Genomic DNA, 25,289 nt, shown 5'->3' with positions numbered 1-25,289 from the left:
ATGAAACTGAGGTCTGACCGGGTGACACAAGGCGCGATGAACACGGGCGCGCGTGCATTGTGGCGTGCCACAGGCACCCGGCCCGAAGAATTTGGCCGCCCGATCATTGGAATTGCCAATTCCTTCACCGAGATGGTTCCGGGACATGTGCACTTGCAGGCCCTTGGCCGCCTTGTCGCAAGGGAAATTCGCGCCGCGGGGGGCGTGCCCAAAGAATTCAACACGATCGCGGTAGATGACGGCATCGCCATGGGGCACGAAGGCATGATGTATTCGCTGCCCTCGCGCGACCTGATCGCAGATGCCTGCGAATACATGGCCAACGCCCACGCCATCGACGCGATGATCTGCCTAAGCAATTGCGACAAGATTACCCCGGCGATGCTGATGGCCGCGAACCGCCTCAACATTCCGACGATCTTTGTCTCAGGCGGGCCAATGGAGAGCGGCAAGTTCGACTTTCGTGGCGAGACAAAGCGCGTGGATGCAATCGACACGATTTATGTCGCGGGTGATCCGACGGCCACACAGGCTGAAATCGACGCGGTGGAAGAGGCCGCATGTCCGACCTGCGGTTCATGCGCGCTGATGGGCACCGCCAACTCGATGAACTGCCTGACCGAGGCATTGGGCATGGCCCTGCCGGGCAACGGCACCATCGTGGCCACCCATACCGACCGCGAGGGTCTGTTCAAGAAGGCGGCGCACCGGATCGTGGACATGGCGAAAGCCCATTACCGCGATGGCGACGATAGCCTGCTGCCGCGTTCGATCTGTTCGCGCGAGGGACTGGAAAATGCCGTGCGCATGACCATGGCGATCGGCGGCTCGACCAACACAATCCTCCACCTGCTGGCCGTAGCCCGCGAAGCCGGGGCCGATTTCTCGATCGACGATTTCGACCGGATTAGCCGCGATACGCCCTGTCTGTGCAAAGTCTCACCCTCGGCGCACGAGGTTTTCATCGAAGATATGCACCGCGCAGGTGGCGTGATGGCGGTGGCGCATGAATTGCTGAAGGCTGGCAAGTATAACGGCAATGTGCCGACCGTTCTGGGTCAATCGGTCACCGACTATTGCGTCGATTGGGACATCACGAACCCAGACAACGAAGACGCGCGCAAACTGTTTTCGGCCGGTCCGGGCGGCATCCGGTCGATCCGTGCCTTTTCGCAATCAAGCCGCTTCAAGGAACTGGACACAGACCGCGAAAACGGCGTGATCCGCAGTGCCGAACATGCCTTTACGAAAGACGGCGGGCTTGCAGTTCTGCGCGGCAATCTGGCACCCGATAGCTGCGTCATAAAATCCGCTGGTGTACCGGATAACCTTTGGCAGTTCCGCGGCACGGCCATCGTTTCTGAAAGCATGGAAGAGGCGCTGGAGAAAATCCAGAATGGCACCGTGCAGGCGGGCCATGTGGTGGTGATCCGCTATGAAGGCCCGCGCGGCGGGCCGGGCATGCGCGAGATGCTGACCCCCACCGGTGTGATGAAGGCGATGGGGCTTGGAGACAAAGCCGCGCTGATCACCGACGGGCGTTTCTCCGGTGCCACATCGGGCCTGTCGGTCGGCCATATCTCGCCCGAGGCGGCTTCGGGCGGGGTAATCGCGCTTGTTCAGGACGGCGACGTGATCGAGTTCGACATCCCCAACCGGCGCGTACATCTCGACGTGTCCGATGACGAGCTTGCCCGCCGCCGCGACGAGATGAATGCACGCGGTGACAAGGCCTGGAAACCGGTGACGCGCCAGCGAGATATTTCAACGGCACTACGGGTGTTCGGGCTGGTGGCCGGCTCCGCCGACAAGGGCGGCGCACGCGATACCGAGCGCCTGGCCCGCCTCGAACGGCTCTCGGCAGAAGGATAAAACGCCATGACCAAGATTGTCACCCTGTCACGACCCTTGCCCCTGCCTCGAATAGAGGCGGGCGGCGAGGCTGTAGAATTTGTCCGGGTGTCCTCCGTCGCCGATATCCCGACTGAGGCGCTGGCGCATATCTCGACCGCGATGGATCCGGTCGATGGCGAATTCATCGCTGGCATGCCGGAAGGCCAGCGCCTGATCGCAAACATCGGCGTCGGCGTGGACAATATCGACCTGACCGCTGCAGCAGCGCGCGGGATCGCGGTGTCAAACACCCCGGTCGTGACCGAAGACACCGCCGACCTTGCCTTTGCGCTGATCCTTGGCGCGGCGCGGCGTGTGGGGGAGGGTGAACGCTATCTGCGGGCTGGGAAATGGTCAGCCGGAGAGGCCCCGCCCGCGCTTGGCACTCGCGTGCATGGCCAGGCCCTCGGGTTGGTGGGTTTCGGCCCCATCGCACAGGCGGTTGCGCGGCGCGCCAGGGGCTTTGGCATGAAGGTGCACTATTGGAACCGCACCCGCCGCGAAGAGGCCGAAGCCGCCCTTGGCGCAACTTTCGTGCCCGATCTTGCAGAGCTGCTGGGCCAAAGCGATTTTGTCTCGGTCCATACCGCGCTTGTCCCGGCTACGCGCAATTTGATCAATGCCGATCGGATTGGGCAGATGCGTAAGGGCGTCGTGCTGGTCAACACCGCGCGCGGCGGGATTGTGGATGAAGAGGCCCTCTGCAATGCGTTGGAGGCAGGCCATCTCGGGGCTGCCGGGCTCGATGTCTTTGCCGACGAGCCGCAGGTGCTTCCCGCCCTATTGGAGCGACAAGACGTGCTGCTGACCCCCCATATTGGCAGCGCAACATCAGCATGCCGGATGGACATGGCGCAATGCGTGCTCGGAAATGTCGTTTCATTTCTGGAAAGCGGAACGGTGTTGACCCCGGTAGAAACCGGATGACCGGTTGTCACGAAAGCTGAAGGAATCCCATGCCTACGATGAACCTTGTTCCCGTCTCGACCGACGATTACCGCCGCATTGCCGAGCGCAAGCTGCCGCGCTTCCTTTTCGACTATGTCGATGGCGGTGCTTTTGGCGAAACCACGCTGGCGAAGAACATGGCAGACTTCTCGAAAATCGTGCCCGAGCAGCGCGTAATGCGGGATGTCTCTGAGATTGAGACCGCCACCACGCTGGCAGGCGAGGAGAGCGCCATGCCTCTCGCGCTGGCTCCTGTCGGGATGGGGGGTATGTTGGCCCGCCGCGCCGAGGTGCTGGCCAAGCGTGCCGCGGATGCAGCCGGAGTACCCTTTACGCTATCGACGGTATCGATCTGCTCGCTCGACGAAGTCGCCGCAGTCTCGGATAAGCCGTTCTGGTTCCAGCTTTACATGCTGCGCGACCGCGGCATCGTGACAGAAATCCTGGACCGCGCCTGGGGCGTCGGCGTGCGCACGCTTGTCTTTACCGTCGATCTTGCCGTTGTCGGCGAACGTTACCGCGACGTGCGCAACGGGATCGCCGGTGGGGCCAGCGTATGGGGCAAATTGCGCGCCGGACCGCTTTCTTATCTGTCGCATCCGACCTGGGTTGTGGATGTTGGGCTGAAGGGCAAGCCGCACACTTTCGGCAATCTCGCCTCTTATGTTCCTGCCGCCACCGATCCAACCCAGTACCGCGAATGGGTCGGCAGCCAGTTCGACGCCTCGGTGACATGGAAAGACATTGAATGGCTGCGCGGCATCTGGAAGGGCAAGCTAATCATCAAGGGCATCCTTTCGGCCGAAGATGCCACCGCGGCCGTGACTGCCGGGGCCGATGCTGTGATCGTGTCGAACCATGGCGGTCGACAGCTTGACGGGGTGGCCTCTAGCATTTCAGTCCTGCCCGAGGTTGCCCGGCGCGTGGGCGACAAGACCGAGGTTCTGATGGATGGCGGCGTGCGCAGCGGGCTCGATGTCTTCCGCGCCCGGGCGCTTGGTGCGAATGGTGTTCTGATCGGCAGGTCATGGGCCTTCGCTGTGGCTGCACGGGGTGAGGCCGGTGTGGCTGGCCTGCTCAATGCCTATCGTAATGAATTCAAGAGTGCGATGGCCCTGTGTGGCGTGACCAGAGTATCGGACATAGCAGGTGACTGCGTGACAACCTCCGATGCCGCGCAGTGCTGAATTGCGAGGCGAGAATCTTCTCGGGTGATCGATCGGCATTGGCGAAAATAAATATTTAATGAAAAACAATGTCTTAGAGTGTGGAGAACGTTCGACGCCAGACCCATCCCCTCCGCCATTACCCGCCGATCTGCACGATCGCCCCGACATATTGCGCCCAATGTGGTTCGGGGCCCTGCTGCCCCCATGCCGGACCGGTTGATGCGCCCCCTGTAGCGGTGGGCCGTCAGGTCTGCTGCAACTCGCGTTCCAGGATCTTCTCCACCGCGCCACGGGGGCGGGTGAAGCGGGCCAAGAGGTCGTAGAGAACCGGCGTCACCACCAGCATCAGGATGGCCGAGAGCGTCAGCCCCGCGATGATGACGGTGCCGATGGCGTTGCGGCTTTCCGCGCCGGCGCCGGTGGCCAGGAACAGCGGCAGCGCGCCCAGGACGGTCGACAGAACCGTCATCATGATCGGGCGCAGCCGCAGCACCGCGGCCAGGACCACCGCGTCGCGGACCGATTTGCCCTCGTCCCTGAGCTGGTTGGCGAATTCGACGATGAGAATCCCGTTCTTGGCCACCAGCCCGATCAGCAGGATGATCCCGATCTGGCTGTAGACGTTCAGCGACAGCCCGCCCGCCGCCATGGCATAGATCGCGCCGGCCACGCCCGCGGGCACGGTCAGCAGGATGATGAGCGGGTGTATGAAGCTTTCGAACTGTGCGGCCAGCACCAGGAACACGATCAGCAGGGCCAGGGCGAACACGGCGGTTGCGCCGGCCGCGGTATCCTTGAAGGTGCGCGACTGCCCCTCGAATCCCAGCTTGCCGCTGGCGGGGATGATCTCGGCCGCGGCCTCTTCGATGCGGTCCAGCACCGTGCCCAGATCGGCGCCGGGGGCCAGCGCGCCCGACAGCTGGATCGAGGGCAGCCGGTCGAACCGGCGCAGCGACGGCGCGGCGGCGTTTTCCTGCACCGAGACCAGCGCGCCCAGCGGCACCAGCGTTACGCCGTCGCCGGAGCGGATATAGATGTTGTCGATATCCGAGGGCGTGCGGCGGTCGCTTTCCTCGGCCTGCATGATCACCGGGTATTCCCGCCCGCGGCTGATGAACGTGGTGACCTCGCGCGAGGCCAGCATCGACTGCATCGTCGAGGCGATGGCATCGACCGAAATCCCCAGGTCGTCGGCGCGTTCGCGGTCGATGCGCACCTCGAGCTGGGGCAGGTTCTGTTCATAGTTCAGCTCGGGGTTGACGAGGCCGTCGATCTGCTCGGCGCGTTCCAGCAGGGCGCTTGCCCAGTCCTTGACGCTGTTGAAATCGGGGCCGCTGACCACCACGCGCACCGGGGTGGAGTTGCCGCGCAGGCCAAGCCCGGCGGGGGTGCTGGGAAATCCGCGTGCGCGCGTCACATCGGCCATCTTCGGCCCGATTTCGCCGGCCACGTCGGAGGCGCTCATCTCGCGCTCTTCCCACGGGGCGAGGCGGAACACGACAAAGGACCGCCAGGCCCGGTTGCCCCAGCCGGTAAAGGTGAAGACGGATTCGATCACGCCCGCATCACGCAGCGGCTGCATCAGCGCCTCGACCTCGCGGGCGGCGCTGTCGGTGTATTCGACGGTGCTGCCCTCGGGTGCGGTCAGGGGTATGAAGCCGACGCCGCGATCCTCGCGCGGGGCCAGTTCGCGCGGCAGCGCATCGTAGAACAGTGCCGCGCCGCCGGTGACGATGCCGGCAAGCACCAGCACCACCAGCGGCATCTGCAGGCTTTTGTACAGCAGGCGGGCATAGGCGCGCTGTACCGGTCCGCGCGGGCCGTCGTCTTCGGCCGGGGCCGATGCCTTGGCGGGTTTGAGGATCTTCGAGGCCAGCGCCGGGCAGGCGGTCAGCGCCACGAAGGTCGAGATCGCCACCGTGCCCGCCATCACCCATCCGAATTCGATGAACAGCCGCCCGACCTGTCCGGGCATGAACGACAGCGGCACGAACACCGCGATCAGCGTGGCCGAGGTGGCCAGCACCGCGAAGGTCACCTGCCGCGCGCCCTTGACCGCCGCGACCAGCGGGGATTCCCCGTTTTCGATCCGGCGCTGGATGTTTTCCAGCACCACGATGGCGTCGTCGACCACCAGTCCGATGGCCAGCAGCAGCGCCAGAAGGGTCAGCGTGTTCAGCGAAAAACCCCACAACCCGATCAGCAGGAACGCCCCGACCAGCGACACCGGGATGGTGATCGCCGGGATCAGCGTGGCCCGCGCCGAGCGCAGGAACAGCAGGATCACCAGCACCACCAGCACAAGCGAGACCGCCAGCGCGCTGACCACCTCGCGGATCGAGGCGCCGACGAACAGCGCGTCGTCCGATCCTATGGTGATCTCCATGCCTTCGGGCAGGGTGGGGGTGATCCGGTCGATCTCGGCCCGCACCGCGTTCGAGATCTGCAGCGTGTTCGACTGGCTCTGGCGTTGCACTGCCACGCCCACCGAATCGCGCCCGTCGCTGCGTGCGATGGTGGAATCGTCGGCAACGCCCGGTTCTACCCGTGCCACGTCGCCCAGCCGCACCGGGTAGCCGGCGACGCGGTCCAGCACCACGTCGCGGAAATCGTCGACGCTTTGCAGGCGGCTGTTCAGGCGCACGGTCAGTTGCCGGGTGGTCGAGGCGACCTCGCCCGCGGGCAGTTCGACATTGTTGCGCAGCAGCGCCGCCTCGACATCCGCGACGGTCAGCCTGCGCGCGGCCAGCGCCCGGCGGTCCAGCCAGATCCGCACCGCAAAGGACCGCTCTCCATAGATGTTCAGGCTGGCCACCCCGTCCAGCGTCGCCAGCCGGTCGGCGATGAAGCGGTCGACGTAATCGGTAATCTCGGCGGTGGTCATGCGGTCGGACACCACGGCCAGCCGCATCACCGGGTCGGCATCGGCATCGCTTTTCTCGACCGAGGGGGCGTCGGCTTCTTCCGGCAGGTTGTCGAGGATGCGGCCCACCGCGTCGCGCACATCGTTCGCCGCCACGTCCACGTCGCGCCCGGTGTCGAACTCGATCGTCACGCGCGAGCGGCCCTGCCGGCTTTCGGAACTGATCGAGCGGATGCCTGAGATCGAGGCGACCGCCCCTTCGACGGTTTCGGTGATGTCGGTGTCGATCACCTCGGGGGCGGCGCCGCGATAGGAGGTGGTGACGGTCACCACCGCGTTGTCCACATCCGGCAATTCGCGCACCGGCACGTCGCGCAACATGCTGACGCCGAAGACGATCAGCAGCAGGTTCGCCACGGCGGCCAGTACCGGACGCCTGACGGACAGGTCCGAGAGCGTCACGAATCCGCCCCGTCGGCTTCGTCGGGGTTCAGCACCCGGATCGCGCCGCCATCGCGCACCCGGTGCAGCCCGTGCACGATGACCGGCTGTCCGGGTTCAAGCCCGTCCACGATGGCGACATAGCCCTCGCGGCGCTGGCCGGTGGTGACGGTCAGGCGGGCGGCGACGCCATCCGCGACGGTAAAGACATAGGTTTCCGCGGCCTGGAAGACGATCGCCTCTTCGGGCACCACCGTGCGTTCGGTTTCGGCAAGCGTCAGTTCCAGCGACATGAACATGCCCGCCGGCAGCGTGCCATCGGGGTTCGGGATCACCGCGCGGGCGCGGAACGACCGGCCGACCGGGTCGATCCGGCTGTCCACCGCGTCGATCCGGCCGCTGAATTCGCGTTCGGGAAAAGCCGCGCTGCGGGCGGTGACCAACTGGCCCGTTGCGACCCGGGCGAACAGGGTTTCGGGCAGCGCGAATTCGATTTCGACCTCGCTCAGATCGTCCAGCCGCGCGATGAAGGTGCCCGCGGCCACCCGCGCGCCGCGATCGACCTCGGCCAGCCCGACGGTGCCGCCAAAGGGCGCGCGGATCACCCGTTCGGCCAGCCGCTGCTCGGCGCGGTCCAGTTCGGCCCGCGTCTCGGCCAGCCGCGCCACCGCGTCTTCGAGCGTGGCCTCGGCCACCGCGTTCGAACCGCGCAGCTGGTTGACCCGGTTCAGCACGCGCTCGCGTTCCAGCAGGCGGGCGCGGGCCTCGGTCACGTCGGCGCGGGCGATCGCATCGTCGAGCCGCACCAGAACCGCACCCTTTTCGACGGTCTGGCCGGGGGAAAAGGCCAGCTCCTCGATCCGGCCGCTGGCCTCGGGGACGATGTCGACCGATTGCAGGGCGCGCGTGGTGCCCACGGCCTCGACCAGGTCGCGCATCACGCGCTTTTCGGCCAGCGCGATCTCGACGGGCGGAAGCCCGTCATCGGTTTTCTGCGGATCGGTCTGCGCATTCTGGGCCGGGACGAGGTAGCGATTGTAGCCCTCGTAGCCGCCATAGGCCAATGCGGCCAGGGCGGCCAGGACAAGAAGTTGTTTCCAGATCGACATGCTGCGTTTTGTTTCCCGAGATTCGCGCGCGGACGAGCGACACGCATCACTCAAGGGTAAAGCAGGGGCGGAGAATGGCAATCTCTGATCGAACGTGTCAGGTAAGGGTTTGTGAAACAGGCGTTTTTCCCGGTTTCCTGACGGGGCTTGCGCAATCTTGCGGCGCAGGATGCACGCAAAAGCGGTATCTGCGCCTGTTTTTTCACCATTTTCCAGATGCGCGCCGCCGCCTCAGTCCCCTGAAAACGCGGCACTTTTATCGCCGGCTGCAGCTTTTTCTTTACCCGTGCACCGATCCTGCTACGGTCGGCTCATAATGACCGGGGAGAGAGACAATAACCAAAGACCTGCATGGTCCAGCCAAACCGGCGCTGCCGGTGGGGAGCCCCGGCCATTGCAATAACCAAGAAAAACGTCTGTCTAACGGGAGGAATAAAGAGATGGAAAGACGTAAGTTTCTGAAAGGGGCCGCACTTGCCGGCGCAGGGTCGGTCGCGCTTGCCGCACCCGCGGTGGCGCAGGGGACGCGCCAGTTGACCATCGTGTCGACCTGGCCGCGCGACTTCCCCGGGCTGGGGACATCGGCGCAACGCCTGGCCCAGCGTATCGGAGAGATTTCCGAGGGTCGTTTCAACGTGGAGTATTTCGCCGCCGGTGAGCGGGTCGGGGCCTTCGACGTGTTCGACGAGGTCGCATCCGGCAACAGCCAGGCCTATATCGGCGCCGATTACTACTGGGTCGGCAAGCATCCCAGCTTTGCCTATTTCACCTCGGTGCCCTTCGGCATGACCACGACGGAATGGAACGCCTGGATCAAGTACAAGGACGGCCAGGCGCTGTGGGACAAGCTGTCGGGCGAATTCGGCATCAAGTCGCTGCCCTGTGGTGCGACCGGCACGCAGGCCGGTGGCTGGTTCAACAAGGAAATCGAGGGCCCCGAGGATTTCAAGGGTCTCAAGATGCGTATCCCCGGCCTTGGCGGCAACGTCATGTCCAAGCTGGGCGCCTCGACCGTGTCGCTGCCGGGCGGCCAGATCTACGAGAACCTCGTATCCGGCTCGATCGACGCGACCGAATGGGTCGGCCCCTATAACGACTACTTCATGAAGTTCTATGAAGCGGCCGAGTTCTACTATACCGGCGGGATGCATGAACCGGGCGGCGGTCTTGCCTTCGGCATGAACGCAAGCTGGTGGGGCGAGCTGTCGGACTGGGAAAAGAACGTGCTGATCGCGGCCTGCAACGAAGAGCACGCCAACTCCTTCGACGAGGCGGCGGCCCTGAACGGTCAGTACCTGCAGCGCCTGATCGACGAGCAGGGCGTCAAGGTCCGCAACTTCAACGACGATGTCTGGGACGGCTTCGGCGAAGCGTCGGCAGAGGTCTTTGCCGAGGTGCGCGATCATTCGGCGCTGGCGGCGGAGATCGACGATGCCTTCCAGGCCAACCTCAAAGAGGTCGGTAACGCCATGGCGCTGTTCGAAGGCATCTTCGTGAACCAGCGCAACCGGGTGCTTGGCCTGGGCTGATACATGCCGGAAATTACTCAATAATAACAAGGGCGGGGCTGCGGTCCCGCTCTTTTGCGTGAATGAACAACAAAACGGCAATCCGGCGCCGCCCCGTCATGCGGGGACGGACCCGGTGCAACAGGTGAGAAAAATGACCAGCCTCAGCGACCCGACGGGCCTGTCCCGTACCGGCGCGCCGGCCCCCGTTATCCGCATGTTCGGATGGGGGATGCTCGGCGCGTTACTGGCCTTCATGATCAACAACGTGCTTGTCGTGGCGTTCGGGTTCCCCGGAACGCACGCGCTTCTGACCGGAGAGGGCGGCAGCCTCGGCTGGGTCCATGCGCTGATCTACGCGGCCGCCATCGGCATCGCGGCCGCCTTCGTCGTGGTCACGCCCGACCGCGCGCTGCGCTGGGATGCAGACCGCGTGCACAGGTTCAACTGCTACCTTATCCGCAGCATCTTCTGGGCGGTCCTGCTGGTCGGCGTGGTCGACGCGGTCATCGCCTTCATGCGGACCGAGTCGTTGTTTTCCTATTTCATGGACGACAGCACGGCGCGCTTCTTCGGCCGGGCGCGGGATGTCGGCCCCTATATCCACACGCCGCTGGTGGTGCTGGGCTTCGTGATCGGGCTGTTCACGCGCACTTTGGGCTTTCACTGGCTGGCGCTGCTGATCGTGCTGGCCGAGTTGCTGATCGTGATCTCGCGCTTCGTGTTTTCCTATGAACAGGCGCTGATGGGCGATCTGGTGCGCTATTGGTATGCCGCGCTGTTCCTGTTCGCCTCGGCCTATACGCTGTTCGACGAAGGCCATGTGCGGGTCGACGTTCTCTATGCCGGGTTCGGGCGGACCACCAAGGGATTCGTCAACGCCATCGGTTCGATCCTTCTGGGCATGACGACCGCCTGGGTGATCCTGGGCGTCGGTTTCAACGGCAGGCAGTCGATCATCAACAGCCCCGTCGCCAATTTCGAGGTCACCCAGACCGGCGGCGTGGGCATGTTCGTGAAATACCAGATGGCGGCCTTTCTCGGCATCTTCGCCATCACCATGCTGATCCAGTTCGTCAGCTACCTGTTCGAGGCCGTGGCCGATTACCGGGACGAACCCGGCCATCGTGACCACGACGCCGTGACGCAGTAAGGGGGCGCCGGACATATGGAACTCTTTTTCCTCATCGTTCTGATCCTCCTGATGGCCACGGCGCTTGGTTCGGGCTATCCGGTGGCCTTCGCGCTGCCCGGCGCGGCGATCCTGTCGATCGGGCTGGCTGCCGGCGCGGGCTACCTGTTCGCGGGCAACCCGGACGCCTATTTCCACACCGGCGGGCCGTCGCAATGGCTGTCGGCGGGGGTGCTGAACCTGCGCGGCGTCTATTGGGAGGTCGAGAGGGATACGCTGATCGCCATCCCGCTTTTCATCTTCATGGGCCTGATGCTGCAACGTTCCAAGATCGCCGAAGACCTGCTGGTCACCATGGCGCAGCTTTTCGGCCCGGTGCCGGGCGGGTTGGGCATCTCGGTGGTGTTCGTCGGCGCGCTGCTGGCCGCGACCACGGGTATCGTGGGCGCCACCGTGGTGGCGATGGGCCTGATCTCGCTGCCGGCGATGCTGCGCAGCAACTATTCCGCGCCGCTGGCCACGGGCACGATCTCGGCCTCGGGGACGCTGGGGCAGATCATTCCGCCCTCGATCGTCCTGATCATCCTGGCCGACCAGCTGGCCTCGGCCACCGACCAGGCCTCGACCGCGCGCAAGGCGCTGCACAAGGCCGCCACGGGCGAGCTGTCGATGCCCTCGGAATTCGACGTGGGATCGACCAGCGCGGGCGAGATGTTCCTGGGCGCCTTCGTGCCGGGGCTGGTGCTGGTGGGGCTCTACATGGCCTATATCCTGATCTTCGCCGTGCTGCGGCCCAACCAGGCACCCGCGGTGCATTACGAGGGCAAGTTCGATGGCCGGTTCTGGGCCAGGGTTGCACTGACGCTGATCCCGCCGCTGGCGCTGATCTTCCTGGTGCTGGGTTCGATCATCGCGGGTATCGCCACGGTGAACCAGGCGGGCGCCGTCGGCGCGGCGGGCGCGCTGATCATGGCGGGCTATCGCCTGCATGAGGGCAACGGGCGCACCTATTATCCGGCGGTCATGGCGATCCTCGGGATCGCGGTCATCGCCTTTGCGCTGTCGCAATACGAGATGAACATCAAGGCGGCGACGACCCGTGAGGATTTCACCGGCATCGCCGTCGGCGCGGCGGGGGCGATCCTTCTGATCCTCGCGCTGATCTGGAGCGGCTTTCGCACGCTGAGGATCGACAACACGCTGCAGGGCGTGATGCTGGAAACCTCCAAGACGACCTCGCTGGTGTTCATCATCCTGCTGGGCGCGGCGATGCTGACCGCGGCGTTCCGCGCCTTCGGCGGCGAGGACCTGGTGCGCGAGTTCCTCAACTCGCTGCCCGGCGGGTTCTGGATGAAGTTCGTCATAGTGATGGCGGTGATCTTCGTCCTCGGCTTCTTCCTCGATTTCATCGAGATCGCCGTGGTCGTGGTGCCGATCGTCGCGCCGATCCTGCTGGCCGACCCTTCGGCCAACATCACCGCCGTCTGGCTGGGCGTGATGATCGGCCTGAACATCCAGACCTCGTTCCTGACACCGCCTTTCGGTTTCGCGTTGTTCTATCTGCGGGGGGTCGCGCCGGCGACGGTGCGGACGCTGCAGATCTACAAGGGTGTGATCCCCTTCATCCTGTTGCAGCTTCTGGCGCTGGGGATCGTGGGGGCGCTGCCGCCGCTGGTGAATTACCTGCCCAACCGGGTCAGCCTGCTGTCGGAAACCGCACCGCCACCGCGAAACCCCAGGTTCCAGTATTGCCTTGACGACTATGCCGCGCGGCAGGTGGCCGGCGGGGAAGAGGCGGCGGCGCTGCAACGGTTGCGCGCGCTGGACCTGGCGGTGCTGCCCGAGGATATGGCCGACGACCTGTCCGGCGCGCTCGACAGTGCCGAAACCGCGCTGGCCAGCCTCGACGAGATCGGGCGCACTTACGGCGCGGTCCGGGCGGCGGCGGTCGAATTCCGCCCGAAACTGGCCAATGTGCGCCGGATCGAGCGCGACATTCGCGGGCTCGAGGAAGAGGCGGATGATCTGAGGGTCATGGCCCAGCGTATCCGCGACCCCGAACTGGCCGAACGCAAGGCCGAGCTTGAGGCCCGGCTGGAAACCGACCTGGCCGTGATCGAGGATCTGCGCGCCACGATCCCCGATAGCTGGCCGGACGATTACGCGGCCTTCAGCGAACTGATCAATGCCGAGCTTGCCGCGCGCAACGGGTATCGCCGCAACGCCGACAGCGCCTATGAAGACGCCGCCGGGGTGCTGGAGGTGCTGCGCGCGAACGAGGAGTTCGCCGCGCTCAGGCCCGATCTGGACGGGCTGCGCCAGGTGATCGAAACGGCCACCCCCGAAGAGGGCGAGGCCCTTGTCGAGGCGGTCGAGGATCGCCTGGACGAGGTCGCCGGCATGCGCGACGTCAAGCGGTCGCTGTCGCGCGCGCGCCGGGCGCTGGGTGATGGCGAGCGTGACGAGGCGATGGCCGGGTACGAGGAGGCGCTGGCCGCCTTCGCCGCGCAGGAGCAGTGGCGCACTGATGCGGCCGCGACCCTGCGCGCGCCGCTTGAGGACTACCTGTCCGCCATCCGCGGATCGCTGGGCGTTCGGGTTCAGGACAAGCTGAGCCGCGAGCAGGCGCTCTATCTCGCGCGCTGCCAGTCCGATCACCGCGACCTGTCGCTCAACTTCTGAGCGGCATCGCGGACCGGAAAACCGGCCGGGCCCTTTTGAAAGGGCCTGGCCTTTTCATGCCGTTCGGGTGGTCTTGTTCACCGCATATGGGGGAGGTCAGGGGCGCTGCCCCTCTTGCCCGTTCCGGGCAATTCACCCCGGAGTATTGCCGGAACGATGAAGGGCCGGGTGGCGCCGCGGGGTCAGGCCGGTGCGCGGATATGATCCATCGCCGCGAGGACCAGCGGGTCGAGCCCTGCGCCGCCCTGTGCCACGTGCCCGGCCAGTTGCGTGCGCATCCGGGGCTCCCAGAAATCGTTGATATGGTCGGCGATGCGTTCGGCCCTGTCGGCCTTGGGCTGGGATTTGAAGAAGGTGGCGATCTGGTTCGCCATCATGATCAGTTTCTCAGGCGACATGGGTGTCTCCGGCGGTGATGCGGTGGGGATGGGCGTAAAGGTCGAACCCGTCGCCCCGGGCAAAGGCGGCGAGTGTCAGGCCGGCGGTCTCGGCCATGTCCACGGCCAGCGCGGTGGGGGCGGAGACGGCGATCAGCACCGGCGCGCCGGCGATCACGGTCTTCTGCACCATGTCGACCGAGACGCGGCTGGTGATGACGAAGGCGCCGGTGTTCGCGTCGATGCCCTGCCGCGCCAGGGCGCCGATCAGCTTGTCCAGCGCGTTGTGCCGGCCGACATCCTCGCGCGCGGTGACGATGCCCTGGCCGGGCCGCAGGAAGCCCGCGGCATGGACGGCGCGGGTGCGGTCGTGCAGGGGCTGGTGGGCGCGCAACGCGTCGGTGGCGCCCGCGACCTCGGGGCGGGACAGGCGCAGGTCGTCGTCGGGCAGGCGGGGCAGGGGGCGCAGCGCGGCGTCGATACTGTCGATCCCGCACAGCCCGCAGCCCACCGGCCCCAGCATTGCGCGGCGGCGGTCCTTCAGCACCGCGCCGCGATCGCCGTGCAGCCAGAACCGGGCTTCGATGCCGGTGTCATGCGCAACCTCCTCGAAATCCGCGATCTGGCCGGGATCGTCGATCAGCCCCTCGCTGAGCGCGAAGCCGTGGGCGAAATCGGCGATGTCGCCGGGGCTGGCCATCATGACCGCCTGCGTGACACCGTCAAAGACCAGCGCGACGGGCACCTCCTGTGGCAGGGCACGGCGGATCGCGCGCTGCCCGCCGGATTGCACCGACAGGCCGGAAAGCGATCTGTGCGCGCGGTTGCCCATCGCGCTCACTCGGCCGCGGGCAGGATGCGGCGCGCGCGTTCGGCCTGCGCGGCGTAATCCTCCTGCCAGTCGGACGGCCCGTTCGACGGGCTGACCTGCACCGCCGTCACCTTGTATTCGGGGCAGTTCGTGGCCCAGTCGGAATAGTCGGTGGTGATCACGTTGGCCTGCGTGTCGGGATGGTGGAAGGTGGTGTAGACCACGCCGGGGCTGACCCGGTCGGTGATCTGCACGCGCAGCGAGGTTTCGCCCGAGCGGCTGGCCAGCCGGACCCAGTCGCCATCGCGGATACCGCGGTTTTCGGCGTCATGCGGGTGGATCTCAAGCACGTCCTGATCGTGCCAGACCACGTTATCGGTGCGCCGGGTCTGGGCGCCGACGTTGTATTGCGACAGGATGCGGCCCGTCGTCAGCAGCAGCGGAAAGCGCGGCCCGGTCTTTTCGTCCGTCGCCACGTATTCGGTGACGATGAACCGCCCCTTGCCGCGCACGAACCCGTCGACATGCATCAGCGGCGTGCCCTCGGGGTGGCTTTCGTTGCAGGGCCATTGCACGCTGCCCTTTTCTTCCAGCAGGGCGTAATCCACCCCGGCAAAGCTGGGCGTGGTCGCGGCGATCTCGTCCATGATCTGGCTGGGGTGGGTATAGCTCCAGCCCGCGCCCATCGCGTTGGCCAGAAGCTGCGTCACCTCCCAGTCGGCATAGCCGTTGCGCGGCGCCATGACCTTGCGCACGCGGTTGATGCGACGCTCGGCATTGGTGAAGGTGCCGTCCTTTTCCAGGAAGGTCGAACCGGGCAGGAAGACATGCGCGTAATTCGCCGTCTCGTTCAGGAACAGGTCATGCACGATGACGCATTCCATCGCGGCAAGGCCCGCCGCCACGTGCTTTGTGTCGGGGTCGGATTGCAGGATATCCTCGCCCTGGCAATAGAGCCCCTTGAAGGTGCCGTCGACGGCGGCGTCCAGCATGTTGGGGATGCGCAGGCCCGGTTCGGGGTCGATGGCGACACCCCAGAGGGATTCGAACACTTCGCGCACATCGGCATTCTTGACGTGGCGATAGCCGGGCAGTTCATGCGGGAAACTGCCCATGTCGCAACTTCCCTGCACGTTGTTCTGGCCGCGCAGCGGGTTCACGCCCACGCCGGGGCGGCCGATATTGCCGGTCAGCATGGCAAGGTTGGCGATGCCCATCACGGTGGTCGAGCCCTGGCTGTGTTCGGTCACGCCCAGCCCGTAATAGATCGCCCCGTTGCCGCCGGTGGCAAACAGGCGCGCCGCCGCGCGCAGCTCTGCCGCCGGAACGCCGGTCAGCATCTCGGTCGCCTCGGGGCTGTGGCGGGCGTCGCTGACGAAGGCGGCATAGTCCTGGAATTCATCCCAGTCGCAGCGTTCGCGGATGAACGTCTCGTCGAACAGCCCTTCGGTGACGATGGTATGCGCCAGCGCGGTGACGACCGCGACGTTGGTGCCGGGACGCAGCGGCAGGTGGTGGGCGGCCCTGACATGGGCCGATTTCACCAGGTCGATGCGGCGCGGGTCGATCACGATCAGCTGCGCGCCCTGGCGCAGGCGTTTCTTCATGCGGCTGGCAAAGACCGGGTGCGCATCGGTGGGGTTGGCACCGATCACGATCACCACGTCCGACTGTTCGATACTGTCGAAATCCTGCGTGCCGGCCGAGGTGCCGAATGTCTGGCCCAGCCCGTAGCCGGTGGGCGAATGGCAGACCCGCGCACAGGTGTCGGTGTTGTTGTTGCCGAACACCGCCCGGGCGAGTTTCTGCACGAGGTAGGTTTCCTCGTTCGTGCAGCGCGACGAGGTGATGACGCCGATGGATTTCTGGCCGTATTTCCGTTGCAGCCCGCGCATCCGGGTCGCGGCGAAACCCAGCGCCTCGTCCCACGATACCTCGCGCCACGGCTCGTCCACGCTGTCGCGGATCATCGGGTTCAGGATGCGGTCGCGGTGGCTGGCATAGCCATAGGCAAAGCGGCCCTTGACGCAGCTGTGGCCGCGATTGGCCTTGCCGTGTTTCCACGGTACCATGCGGACGATCTGGTCGCCCTGCATCTCGGCCTTGAACGAACAGCCCACGCCGCAATAGGCGCAGGTGGTGATGACCGAGCGGTCGGGCGTGCCAAGCTCGATCACCGATTTCTCCTGCAGGGTCGCGGTGGGGCAGGCCTGCACGCAGGCGCCGCAGCTGACGCAGTCGGAGTTCAGGAAATCGTCGCCGAAGCTGCCCGCCGACACGCGGCTGTCGAACCCGCGCCCGTCGATCGTCAGCGCGAAGGTGCCCTGCACCTCTTCGCAGGCGCGCACACAACGGTTGCAGACGATGCATTTGGACGGATCGTAGGTGAAATAGGGGTTGCTGTCGTCCTTGGGCAGCCATTCGGGATTGGCCTCGCCGCTGGTGTTGCGCGCCTCGAAATGGTTGGCAAGGTTGCCGCCCTCGGGCGCGGCATAGCGCACGTCGCGCAGGCCGACGGCACCGGCCATGTCCTGCAATTCGCAATCGCCGTTGGCGGCGCAGGTCAGGCAATCCAGCGGGTGATCCGAGATGTAAAGCTCCATCACGCCCTTGCGGATCTTGCGCACCTTGCCCGACTGGGTGTGCACCACCATGCCCTCGGCCACCGGCGTCGTGCAGGAGGCGGGCGTGCCACGCCGCCCTTCGATTTCCACCACGCAGAGCCGGCACGAGCCGAACGCCTCAAGGCTGTCGGTCGCGCAGAGTTTCGGCACCTGGATACCCGCCTCGGCGCTGGCGCGCATGACGGACGTGCCCTCGGGCACCGTGACCTCGATACCGTCCACCACCAGCGTGACCATGACATCCGATTTCGACGCGGGCGTGCCCATGTCGCGGTCGTCGGGGATGATGAAATCCTTCATTCTGCGGCCTCCTTCGCGGGCGCGAATTCGTCTGGGAAATGGGTCAGGGCGGACATGACGGGGAAGGGCGTGAACCCCCCCAGCGCACAGAGCGAGCCGTCTTTCATCGTCTCGCAAAGGTCGGTCAGCAACCCGACCGCCGCCCCATCGCCCTGCGCGATGCGGTCTATGGTTTCGACGCCGCGCACGGCGCCGATGCGGCAGGGTGTGCACTTGCCGCAGGATTCCACCGCGCAGAATTCCATAGCGAAGCGCGCCATTTGTAGCATATCCGCGCCGTCGTCGAAAATCACGATGCCGGCATGGCCCAGCAGCGCGCCTTCGGCGTCCAGCTCCTCGTATCCCAGCGGGGCGGCGAATTTCGACACCGGCAGGTAGGCGCCCAGCGGCCCGCCGACCTGTGCCGCCTTGACGGGGCGACCGCTGGCGGTGCCGCCGCCCAGATCGTTCACCACCTCGTCCAGGCTGATGCCGAAGGCGGTTTCGAACAGCCCGCCGCGTTTGACGTTGCCCGCGATCTGCAGGGTCACGGTGCCGCGCGACCGGCCCAGCCCGAAATCGGCATAATGCTGCGCGCCCTTTTCGAAGATCACCGGCACGGTCGCCAGGCTGATCACGTTGTTCACCACCGTCGGGCGGCCAAGGAACCCCTCCAGCGCGGGCAGCGGCGGTTTGGCGCGGACCACGCCGGTCTTGCCTTCAAGGCTGTTGAGCAGGCTGGTTTCCTCGCCGCAGACATAGGCGCCCGCGCCCACGCGGATGTCCATGTCGAAGGCGCGGCCCGAGCCCAGAACGTCATCGCCCAGGATGCCCGCCGCGCGCGCGATTTCGACCGCCCCGGTCATCGCCCCGATGGCGTCGGGATATTCGCTGCGCAGGTAGACATAGCCGCGCGTCGCCCCCACGCCGAGGCCCGCGATGGCCATGCCCTCGATCAGGGTGAAGGGGTCGCCCTCCATGATCATGCGGTCGGCGAAGGTGCCGCTGTCGCCCTCGTCGGCGTTGCAGACGATGTATTTCTGCGGGGCCTTGGCATCGTGCACGGTCTGCCACTTGATGCCGGTCGGGAACCCCGCGCCGCCGCGGCCGCGCAGCCCGCTGGTTTTCACCTCGTCCACGATCTCCTGCCCGGTCATGGCGATGGCGCGGCGCAGGCCGGCCAGCCCGCCATGCGCCTCGTAATCCTGCAGCGACAGCGGGTCGATCACGCCGCATCGGGCAAAGGTCAGCCGCGTCTGGCGCTTCATCCAGTCCAGATCGTCCACCGGGCCAAGTGCGCGGGGATGCGTGGCGGGATCGTCGAACAGCGCGGGCACGTCGCTGGCCAGCATCGGGCCGAACCCGTGGCGCTGGCCGTCGATCTCGACCTCGACCAGCGGTTCCAGCCAGATCATGCCGCGCGTGCCGGTGCGGATCAGGGTGATGTCGATGCCGCGCGCCTCGGCCTCGGCCCGGATCGCGGTGGCGATGCGGTCGGCGCCCAGGGCCCGGGCGGCGGCGTCGCGGGGCAGGTAGATCTTCATTCCGCAGCCTCCGACAGGATGTCCTCGATCCGCGCGATGTCGGCCCGGCCCATCAGCGCGCCGTCGACCTGCACCGCGGGCCCGCAGGCGCACAGGCCCAGGCAATAGACCGGCTCCAGCGTGACCGCGCCGTCAGGGGTGGTTTCGCCCCAGCCGATGCCCAGTTTTTCCTGCAGCCGCGCGGCCAGGTCGTTGGCGCCCATCGACTGGCACGCCTCGGCCCGGCAGACCCGGACGACATGGCGGCCCGCCGGGGCGGCGCGGAAGTCGTGGTAGAACGAGATCACGCCCGCCACCTCGGCCCGGCTGATGTTCAGGTGATCCGCGATCAGCGGCACCGCCTGTTGCGGCACGAAACCGAACTCTGCCTGCAGCGCGTGCAGGATCGGCAGCAACGGACCTTCAAGCCCGCCAAGGCTGGACAGGATGCGTGTGGCGCTGTCTTCCAGCGCGGGCTGGGGAACGGTGGCGGCGGCCGTCTGGCGCATTGGCTTCTCCCTTGCTCAACGGGCCTCTTTTGCGCCTCCTCTATATGGCATTCAATATCGTTGTTCCGTCGATTGATAGATTTTATCTATCATGTCGCCTGCAGACTCTCACCTGTCGCAATCCGGCCCGCCGCACGGAAAAGTGCCGCCAGAACCGGGGTCTGCGGCTCCTGGTAGGGGGCAAGCAGGCCCACGGCGGGGGCGCCGCGGGTCTCGTCGATGGGCACCACGGTCAGGTCGTGGCCCTGCGCCAGGAACGCCGCGTGTTCGGAGGGGAGAATCGTCGCCTGCCCGCCATTGATCACCGCGGCCGTCAGCACGATGGTCGAGGTGCTTTCGATCCGCGCCCGCGGGGTCACGCCGGCCTCCATGAAGTTGCGGTTGATGATCCGGCGGTTCTGCATGTCGGGGGTCAGCAGGCACAGCCCGGTTTCGCCCATGTCGGACCATGCCACGTGACCGCGCTCCGCCAGCGGGTGATCGGGGCGGCAGACAAGGGCGTAATGCTCGCGGTAAAGCGGCGCCTGAGTCACCCGGCCCAGCGGTTCGTTGTCGAGATACGAGATGCCCGCATCCGCATCGAGGTTTTCCAGCATGTCGAGGATTTCGACCGAGGACCGCGACAGCACGGTAAAGGACACGTTCGGATGCGCCTCGGCAAAGCCGGTGGTCAGCCGCGCGGCCCAGGTCAGCGCCGTGGGGATCACGGCCAGCCGCAGGTGGCCCGACAACCCCTCGCGCACCGCGCGCATCTCGTCGCGCAGGCGTCTTGTGTCGCCGACGATCTGCCGCGCCCATGTGAGCGCGCGCTGTCCTTCGGGGGTCAGCCCGCCATAGCGCGATCCGCGCTGCACCAGCTTGACGCCCAGTTGCTCCTCAAGCTGTTTGATCCCGCTGGACAGGGTGGGCTGGGTGACGCCCAGCCTTTCGGCGGCATGGCCGAAATGCTGTTCCTTGGCCAGCGCCAGCAGCATTTCCAACTGTCGTATCATCGAAAAACCCTATCGCTACCTGCCTTATTGATAGCGATCCGGCGCGTGGCTGTCAGCCGTCGTCGCGTATCACCTCGTCCACGATTGCCGCGAAGATCCGCGTGCCGATGGGGATCAGGTCGTCGGGAAAGTCGAAATCGGGGTTATGCACCGCCGGGTGATCTGTGCCCGAACCGAGGAACAGCATCGCCAGCTCGCAATCCCCGCCGAACCGCCCGAAATCTTCCGAGGCGCGCAGCGGCAGGCCGGTATCGTCATGGGATATGCCGATCCGGTCCAGCGCGGCGCGCGCCAGTTTCACGGCGCCGGCGGTGTTTTCGGTCGTCACAAACACGTCCTCATAGGTGATCGTGGCCGCCAGCCCGTTTTCGCGGGCCGCCGCCTGCACCATCGCCTCGGCGTCTGCGATCAGCCGTTGCATCCGGTCGTCGCGCAGGCTGCGCAGGGTGACGAACAGGTCTGCCAGTCCGGGCGCGACGCCGAAGGCCGGATCGCCCAGCCGCGCATGGCAGATCGTGGCCAGCGCGAAATCGGGGTCGGTTTCCGGCCGCCCCTGGCCAAGCGCGGCCAGCCCCGGCATCAGCGCCGCCAGCGCCTGCATGGGCGAGGTGCCCTTTTCCGGCTCCGAGGCATGTGCGGTCCTGCCCGTCAGCACCACCCGCATCCCGCGCGAGGCACACATGACCGGCCCGTCGCCAAGCGTGACATGGCCCAGCGGAAAGCCGGGCATGTTGTGGATGGCGAAGGCATGGGTGGGTTTCAGCCCGGCAAAACGCGGGTCCGCGACGACGCGGGCCGCCCCGGCGCCGTCCTCTTCGGCGGGCTGAAACATCAGCGTCACCATCCCGCGCGCCGGGCGTTGCCGGCCCAGCAGCCGCGCCATGCCGGCCAGCAGGGTCATATGCCCGTCATGGCCGCACAGATGGGCAACGCCGGGCACCGTGGATTTGTGGGGCACATCGCCCAGTTCCTCGATCGGGAGGGCGTCCAGCTCGCAGCGCAGCATGACATGGGGGCCGGGTGTGCCGCTGTCGAACGTCGCGGCGACGCCATGCCCGCCAAGGCCGGTCACGATCCCGTCTGGGCGGGTGTCCTGCAGCATCCCGACCACGCGCGCGGCGGTTTCGGCCTCGTGCCCCGACAGTTCGGGATGGCGGTGCAGCATCCGCCGCCATTCGGTCAGGGCGACGATATCGGAATTGCTCAGGCCGGGGGCGTCAGTCCGTGTCATGGCGCGACATTAGCCGGGAAGCGGGGTGTGCGACAGGGGGCGTTACAAAAACTTCACTTGCCTGCCTCCCTTTATTTCGAATATTCGTGAAATATGGAAAAAGAAATCATATCCCGCCTCTCGGCACTGGCGCATCCCCAACGGCTGGCGATCTTCCGGCTGCTCATGCGCCGCTATCCCGACCGGCTGCCTGCGGGCGAGATCGCGCAGGTTCTGGCGCTGCGGCCCAGCACCCTGTCGGCCTACCTGGCGACGCTCGCGCAGGCCGGGCTGGTCACGCAGGCGCGGGCGGGCACATCGCTGCTTTACAGCGTCGAGATGACGGGGATGCGACAGATGCTCGGTTTCCTGACCACCGATTGTTGCCGCGGCCGCGCCGATCTGTGCGCGCCGTTCCCCTCCAGCGAAAAGGAGCTGCCCATGACACGGGGCAAGTACAACGTGCTGTTCATATGTACCGGAAATTCCGCCCGCTCGATCTTTGCCGAGGCCGCGCTTCGTGCGCAGGCGGGCGACCGGTTCAACGTCTATTCCGCGGGCACCCGGCCCTATTCCGAGCTTGATCCCTTCGCGCTGGACGTGTTGCGGGCAAAGGGCCATGACCTGACGCCGCTGCGGGCCAAGAACGTGTCGGAATTCCAGGGCCCGGACGCGCCGCGGCTGGATTTCGTGTTCACCGTCTGCGACCGCGCCGCGAACGAGGATTGCCCCGCATGGGAAGGCCAGCCCATCACCGGCCACTGGGGCGTGCCAGACCCGGTCAAGGCCACCGGCACCGACGCGCAGAAATCGCTGGCCTTCCAGCAGGCCTATGGCGCGCTGGCCAATCGCATCCGGGCCTTCGCCGCGTTGCCGCTGGACACGCTCGACCGGATATCGCTGCAACAGGCGGTGGACGATATCGCCCGTTCCGGCTCGGAGGAAAGCGCATGACCACCTATGCCGTGAACGGCCTTGGCCGGATGGGAAAGCTGGCGCTGCGCCCGCTGCTGGAACGGGGGGCGGATATCGCCTGGATCAACGATGCGGTGGGCGATGCCGAAATGCACGCGCATCTGCTGGAATTCGACACCGTGCACGGGCGCTGGCCCGCCGCGTTTTCGCATGACGAAACCGGCGTCACCATCGACGGCACCCGGTTGCCGTTCATCGGCACGCGCAGCCTGGGCGACCTGCCGCTGGATGGCGTGGACGTGGTGATCGACTGCACCGGCGCCTTCAAGACCGAGGCGAAACTCGCGCCCTATTTCGATGCGGGCGCGAAAAAGGTGGTCGTTTCGGCCCCGGTCAAGGACGGCCCGACCGCCAATATCGTCTGTGGCGTGAACGAAGACACCTATGACCCGGCGCAGCATCGCATCGTCACGGCGGCAAGCTGCACCACCAATTGCCTGGCCCCGGTGGTCAAGGTGATCCATGAAAACATCGGTATCCGGCACGGCTCGATCACCACGATCCACGATGTGACCAACACCCAGACGATCGTCGACCGACCCGCCAAGGATCTGCGCCGCGCGCGCTCGGCGCTGAATTCGCTGATCCCCACGACCACGGGCAGCGCCACGGCGATCACGCTGATCTATCCCGAACTCAACGGCCGGCTGAACGGCCATGCCGTGCGGGTGCCGCTGCTGAACGCGTCGATCACCGATTGCGTGTTCGAGGTCGGGCGCGAAACCACGGCGGAGGAGGTCAACGCGCTGTTCCGGGACGCGTCCCAAGGCGCGCTGCAAGGCATCCTTGGCTATGAACCCCGTCCGCTGGTATCGGCCGATTACGTGAACGACACCCGGTCGACCATCGTGGACGGCCCGTCGACGATGGTGGTGAACGGCACGCAGGTAAAGATCTACGCCTGGTACGATAACGAGACGGGCTATGCCCACCGGCTGGTCGACGTGGCGCTGATGGTGGGGGCCAGCCTGTGACCGACCGCCCCGAGGGCCTGTCTGCCTATATCGCCGTCACCGCGGCCTACTGGGCCTTCATGCTGACCGACGGCGCGTTGCGGATGCTGGTGCTTTTGCATTTCCACACACTGGGGTTCAGCCCGGTGCAGCTGGCCTATCTTTTCGTTCTGTACGAGATCGCGGGCATGGTGACGAACCTCTCCGCCGGCTGGATCGCGGCGCGGTTCGGGCTGGCGGCGACGCTTTATGCCGGGCTGGGCATCCAGGTCGTCGCGCTGATCGCGCTGGCACAGCTCGATCCCGGCTGGGCGGTGGGTGCTTCGGTGGCCTATGTGATGGCGGTGCAGGGCGCGTCGGGCGTGGCCAAGGACCTGGCCAAGATGTCGTCGAAATCCGCGGTCAAGCTGCTGGCCCCGGCGCAGGGCGACGGGCTGTTCCGCTGGGTCGCGCTGCTGACCGGGTCGAAGAACGCGGTCAAGGGGCTGGGCTTCCTGCTGGGCGCGGCCCTGCTTGCCGGTCCTGGCTTCACCGCTTCGGTCGTTGCGATGGCCGTGGTGCTGGCCGCGATCCTGGCGGCGGTGGTGGCCTTCATGCCCGCCGGCCTGCCGCGCGGGCGCAAGGGCGCGAAGTTTTCCGAGGTCTTTTCGAAATCCGCCAATGTGAACTGGCTGAGCGCGGCGCGCGTGTTCCTGTTCGGTGCGCGTGATGTGTGGTTCGTCGTGGGCATCCCGGTCTATTTCTATGCCGTGCTGTCGGACGGAACCGAGGCGGGCAACCGCGCGGCGTTCTTCCTGATCGGCAGCTTCATGGCCGGCTGGATCATCCTTTACGGCGCGGTGCAGGCCGCCGCACCGCGCGTTTTGCGCGCGAAATCGCGCGGTGAGGGCGCGCTGATCCGGGCCGCGCGCGGCTGGGCGCTGGCGCTGGCCGTGGTGCCCGCGCTGCTGACCGCCGCCGTCGCGCTGCCGGGCGGGCCCGCACCCTGGCTGACCGCGACGCTGGTGGCGGGGCTGCTGGTCTTTGGCGGGATTTTCGCAATCAACTCCTCGCTGCATTCCTACCTGATCCTTGCCTTCACCCGGGCCGAGCGCGTGACGATGGATGTGGGGTTCTACTACATGGCCAATGCGGGCGGGCGGCTGCTGGGCACTGTGCTGTCGGGGCTGACCTATCAACTGGGCGGGCTGGCCCTGACTCTGGGCACCGCCGCCGTGATGGTGGGGCTGAGCGCGGCGATGGCGGGCAGGCTGGACCCGGCGGCGAGGGCACAGGCCGCCTGAGCGCGCGT

The 25,289-nt window shown here is 66.2% G+C and carries 18 protein-coding genes; 9 read left to right on the top strand and 9 right to left on the bottom strand.

Going from position 1 to position 25,289, the window contains the following annotated elements; genetic code table 11:
- From ilvD to F3H87_RS11645, 3 genes are read left to right on the top strand one after another with little or no spacing between them, the layout of a single operon-like run.
- Nucleotides 1-1,872: a dihydroxy-acid dehydratase gene (ilvD, locus tag F3H87_RS11655; RefSeq protein WP_149788552.1), complete on the top strand. Its 1,872-nt coding sequence runs from the start codon at nucleotides 1-3 to the stop codon at nucleotides 1,870-1,872.
- A gap of 6 nt (nucleotides 1,873-1,878) precedes the next feature.
- Nucleotides 1,879-2,820 carry a 2-hydroxyacid dehydrogenase gene (locus F3H87_RS11650; RefSeq protein WP_149788553.1) on the top strand — a complete coding sequence of 314 codons (942 nt, stop codon included), beginning with the start codon at nucleotides 1,879-1,881 and terminating at the stop codon, nucleotides 2,818-2,820.
- 29 nt (nucleotides 2,821-2,849) lie between these two features.
- Nucleotides 2,850-4,028, top strand: a complete 1,179-nt coding sequence (locus F3H87_RS11645; RefSeq protein ID WP_223228043.1) for an L-lactate dehydrogenase — start codon at nucleotides 2,850-2,852, stop codon at nucleotides 4,026-4,028.
- Nucleotides 4,029-4,254: 226 nt separating this feature from the next.
- Here F3H87_RS11645 and F3H87_RS11640 read toward each other — a convergent pair whose 3' ends face one another.
- Both F3H87_RS11640 and F3H87_RS11635 read right to left on the bottom strand, forming a co-directional pair.
- Nucleotides 4,255-7,335 (bottom strand): efflux RND transporter permease subunit, encoded by a 3,081-nt coding sequence (locus tag F3H87_RS11640; protein WP_149788554.1) that lies wholly within the window; start codon nucleotides 7,333-7,335, stop codon nucleotides 4,255-4,257.
- Nucleotides 7,332-8,423: an efflux RND transporter periplasmic adaptor subunit gene (locus F3H87_RS11635; RefSeq protein ID WP_149788555.1), complete on the bottom strand. Its 1,092-nt coding sequence runs from the start codon at nucleotides 8,421-8,423 to the stop codon at nucleotides 7,332-7,334. The genes F3H87_RS11640 and F3H87_RS11635 overlap by 4 nt, the downstream gene beginning before the upstream one ends.
- Nucleotides 8,424-8,863: 440 nt before the next feature.
- Here F3H87_RS11635 and F3H87_RS11630 point away from each other — a divergent pair, with 440 nt between their 5' ends.
- The 3 genes from F3H87_RS11630 to F3H87_RS11620 all read left to right on the top strand — a co-directional run bounded on the left by F3H87_RS11630 (nucleotide 8,864) and on the right by F3H87_RS11620 (nucleotide 13,745).
- The gene (locus F3H87_RS11630; protein WP_149788556.1) at nucleotides 8,864-9,952 is read left to right on the top strand and encodes a TRAP transporter substrate-binding protein; all 1,089 of its coding nucleotides are present in this window, start codon (nucleotides 8,864-8,866) and stop codon (nucleotides 9,950-9,952) included.
- Between the two features lie 133 nt (nucleotides 9,953-10,085).
- Nucleotides 10,086-11,084 carry a TRAP transporter small permease subunit gene (locus tag F3H87_RS11625; RefSeq protein WP_149788557.1) on the top strand — a complete coding sequence of 333 codons (999 nt, stop codon included), beginning with the start codon at nucleotides 10,086-10,088 and terminating at the stop codon, nucleotides 11,082-11,084.
- A gap of 15 nt (nucleotides 11,085-11,099) precedes the next feature.
- Nucleotides 11,100-13,745, top strand: coding sequence for a TRAP transporter large permease subunit (locus F3H87_RS11620; protein ID WP_149788558.1), 2,646 nt, complete (start codon nucleotides 11,100-11,102; stop codon nucleotides 13,743-13,745).
- 182 nt (nucleotides 13,746-13,927) lie between these two features.
- Here the strand turns inward: F3H87_RS11620 and F3H87_RS11615 are convergent, their stop codons facing one another.
- The 7 genes from F3H87_RS11615 to F3H87_RS11585 all read right to left on the bottom strand — a co-directional run bounded on the left by F3H87_RS11615 (nucleotide 13,928) and on the right by F3H87_RS11585 (nucleotide 22,091).
- On the bottom strand, nucleotides 13,928-14,143 hold the full coding sequence (locus tag F3H87_RS11615; RefSeq protein ID WP_149788559.1) for a formate dehydrogenase subunit delta: 216 nt from the start codon (nucleotides 14,141-14,143) through the stop codon (nucleotides 13,928-13,930).
- Entirely contained in the window at nucleotides 14,133-14,954 is an 822-nt protein-coding gene (gene fdhD, locus F3H87_RS11610; RefSeq protein WP_149788560.1) for a formate dehydrogenase accessory sulfurtransferase FdhD, read from the bottom strand. Before fdhD ends, F3H87_RS11615 begins: the two co-directional genes overlap by 11 nt.
- Before the next feature lie 5 nt (nucleotides 14,955-14,959).
- A complete protein-coding gene (gene fdhF / locus F3H87_RS11605) occupies nucleotides 14,960-17,857 on the bottom strand; it encodes a formate dehydrogenase subunit alpha (protein ID WP_149788561.1) in 2,898 nt (965 codons plus the stop codon).
- Nucleotides 17,854-19,380 carry a formate dehydrogenase beta subunit gene (locus F3H87_RS11600; RefSeq protein ID WP_149788562.1) on the bottom strand — a complete coding sequence of 509 codons (1,527 nt, stop codon included), beginning with the start codon at nucleotides 19,378-19,380 and terminating at the stop codon, nucleotides 17,854-17,856. The genes fdhF and F3H87_RS11600 overlap by 4 nt, the downstream gene beginning before the upstream one ends.
- The gene (locus F3H87_RS11595) at nucleotides 19,377-19,868 is read right to left on the bottom strand and encodes a formate dehydrogenase subunit gamma (protein ID WP_149788563.1); all 492 of its coding nucleotides are present in this window, start codon (nucleotides 19,866-19,868) and stop codon (nucleotides 19,377-19,379) included. Before F3H87_RS11595 ends, F3H87_RS11600 begins: the two co-directional genes overlap by 4 nt.
- Before the next feature lie 89 nt (nucleotides 19,869-19,957).
- Nucleotides 19,958-20,860, bottom strand: a complete 903-nt coding sequence (locus F3H87_RS11590) for a LysR family transcriptional regulator (RefSeq protein ID WP_149788564.1) — start codon at nucleotides 20,858-20,860, stop codon at nucleotides 19,958-19,960.
- Between the two features lie 52 nt (nucleotides 20,861-20,912).
- Entirely contained in the window at nucleotides 20,913-22,091 is a 1,179-nt protein-coding gene (locus F3H87_RS11585; protein WP_149788565.1) for an amidohydrolase, read from the bottom strand.
- A 93-nt stretch (nucleotides 22,092-22,184) separates the two neighbouring features.
- Between F3H87_RS11585 and F3H87_RS11580 the strand changes: the two genes are divergently transcribed.
- From F3H87_RS11580 to arsJ, 3 genes are read left to right on the top strand one after another with little or no spacing between them, the layout of a single operon-like run.
- A complete protein-coding gene (locus tag F3H87_RS11580) occupies nucleotides 22,185-23,024 on the top strand; it encodes a metalloregulator ArsR/SmtB family transcription factor (protein ID WP_149788566.1) in 840 nt (279 codons plus the stop codon).
- Nucleotides 23,021-24,019: an ArsJ-associated glyceraldehyde-3-phosphate dehydrogenase gene (locus F3H87_RS11575; RefSeq protein WP_149788567.1), complete on the top strand. Its 999-nt coding sequence runs from the start codon at nucleotides 23,021-23,023 to the stop codon at nucleotides 24,017-24,019. Before F3H87_RS11580 ends, F3H87_RS11575 begins: the two co-directional genes overlap by 4 nt.
- On the top strand, nucleotides 24,016-25,281 hold the full coding sequence (gene arsJ / locus F3H87_RS11570; RefSeq protein ID WP_149788568.1) for an organoarsenical effux MFS transporter ArsJ: 1,266 nt from the start codon (nucleotides 24,016-24,018) through the stop codon (nucleotides 25,279-25,281). The genes F3H87_RS11575 and arsJ overlap by 4 nt, the downstream gene beginning before the upstream one ends.
- The last annotated feature ends 8 nt before the right edge of the window (nucleotides 25,282-25,289 follow it).

Source organism: Lutimaribacter pacificus, from assembly GCF_900142185.1.
In the GTDB taxonomy this organism is placed as follows: Bacteria; Pseudomonadota; Alphaproteobacteria; order Rhodobacterales; family Rhodobacteraceae; genus Lutimaribacter; species Lutimaribacter pacificus.
This window is presented reverse-complemented; position numbering and strand designations above follow the sequence as displayed.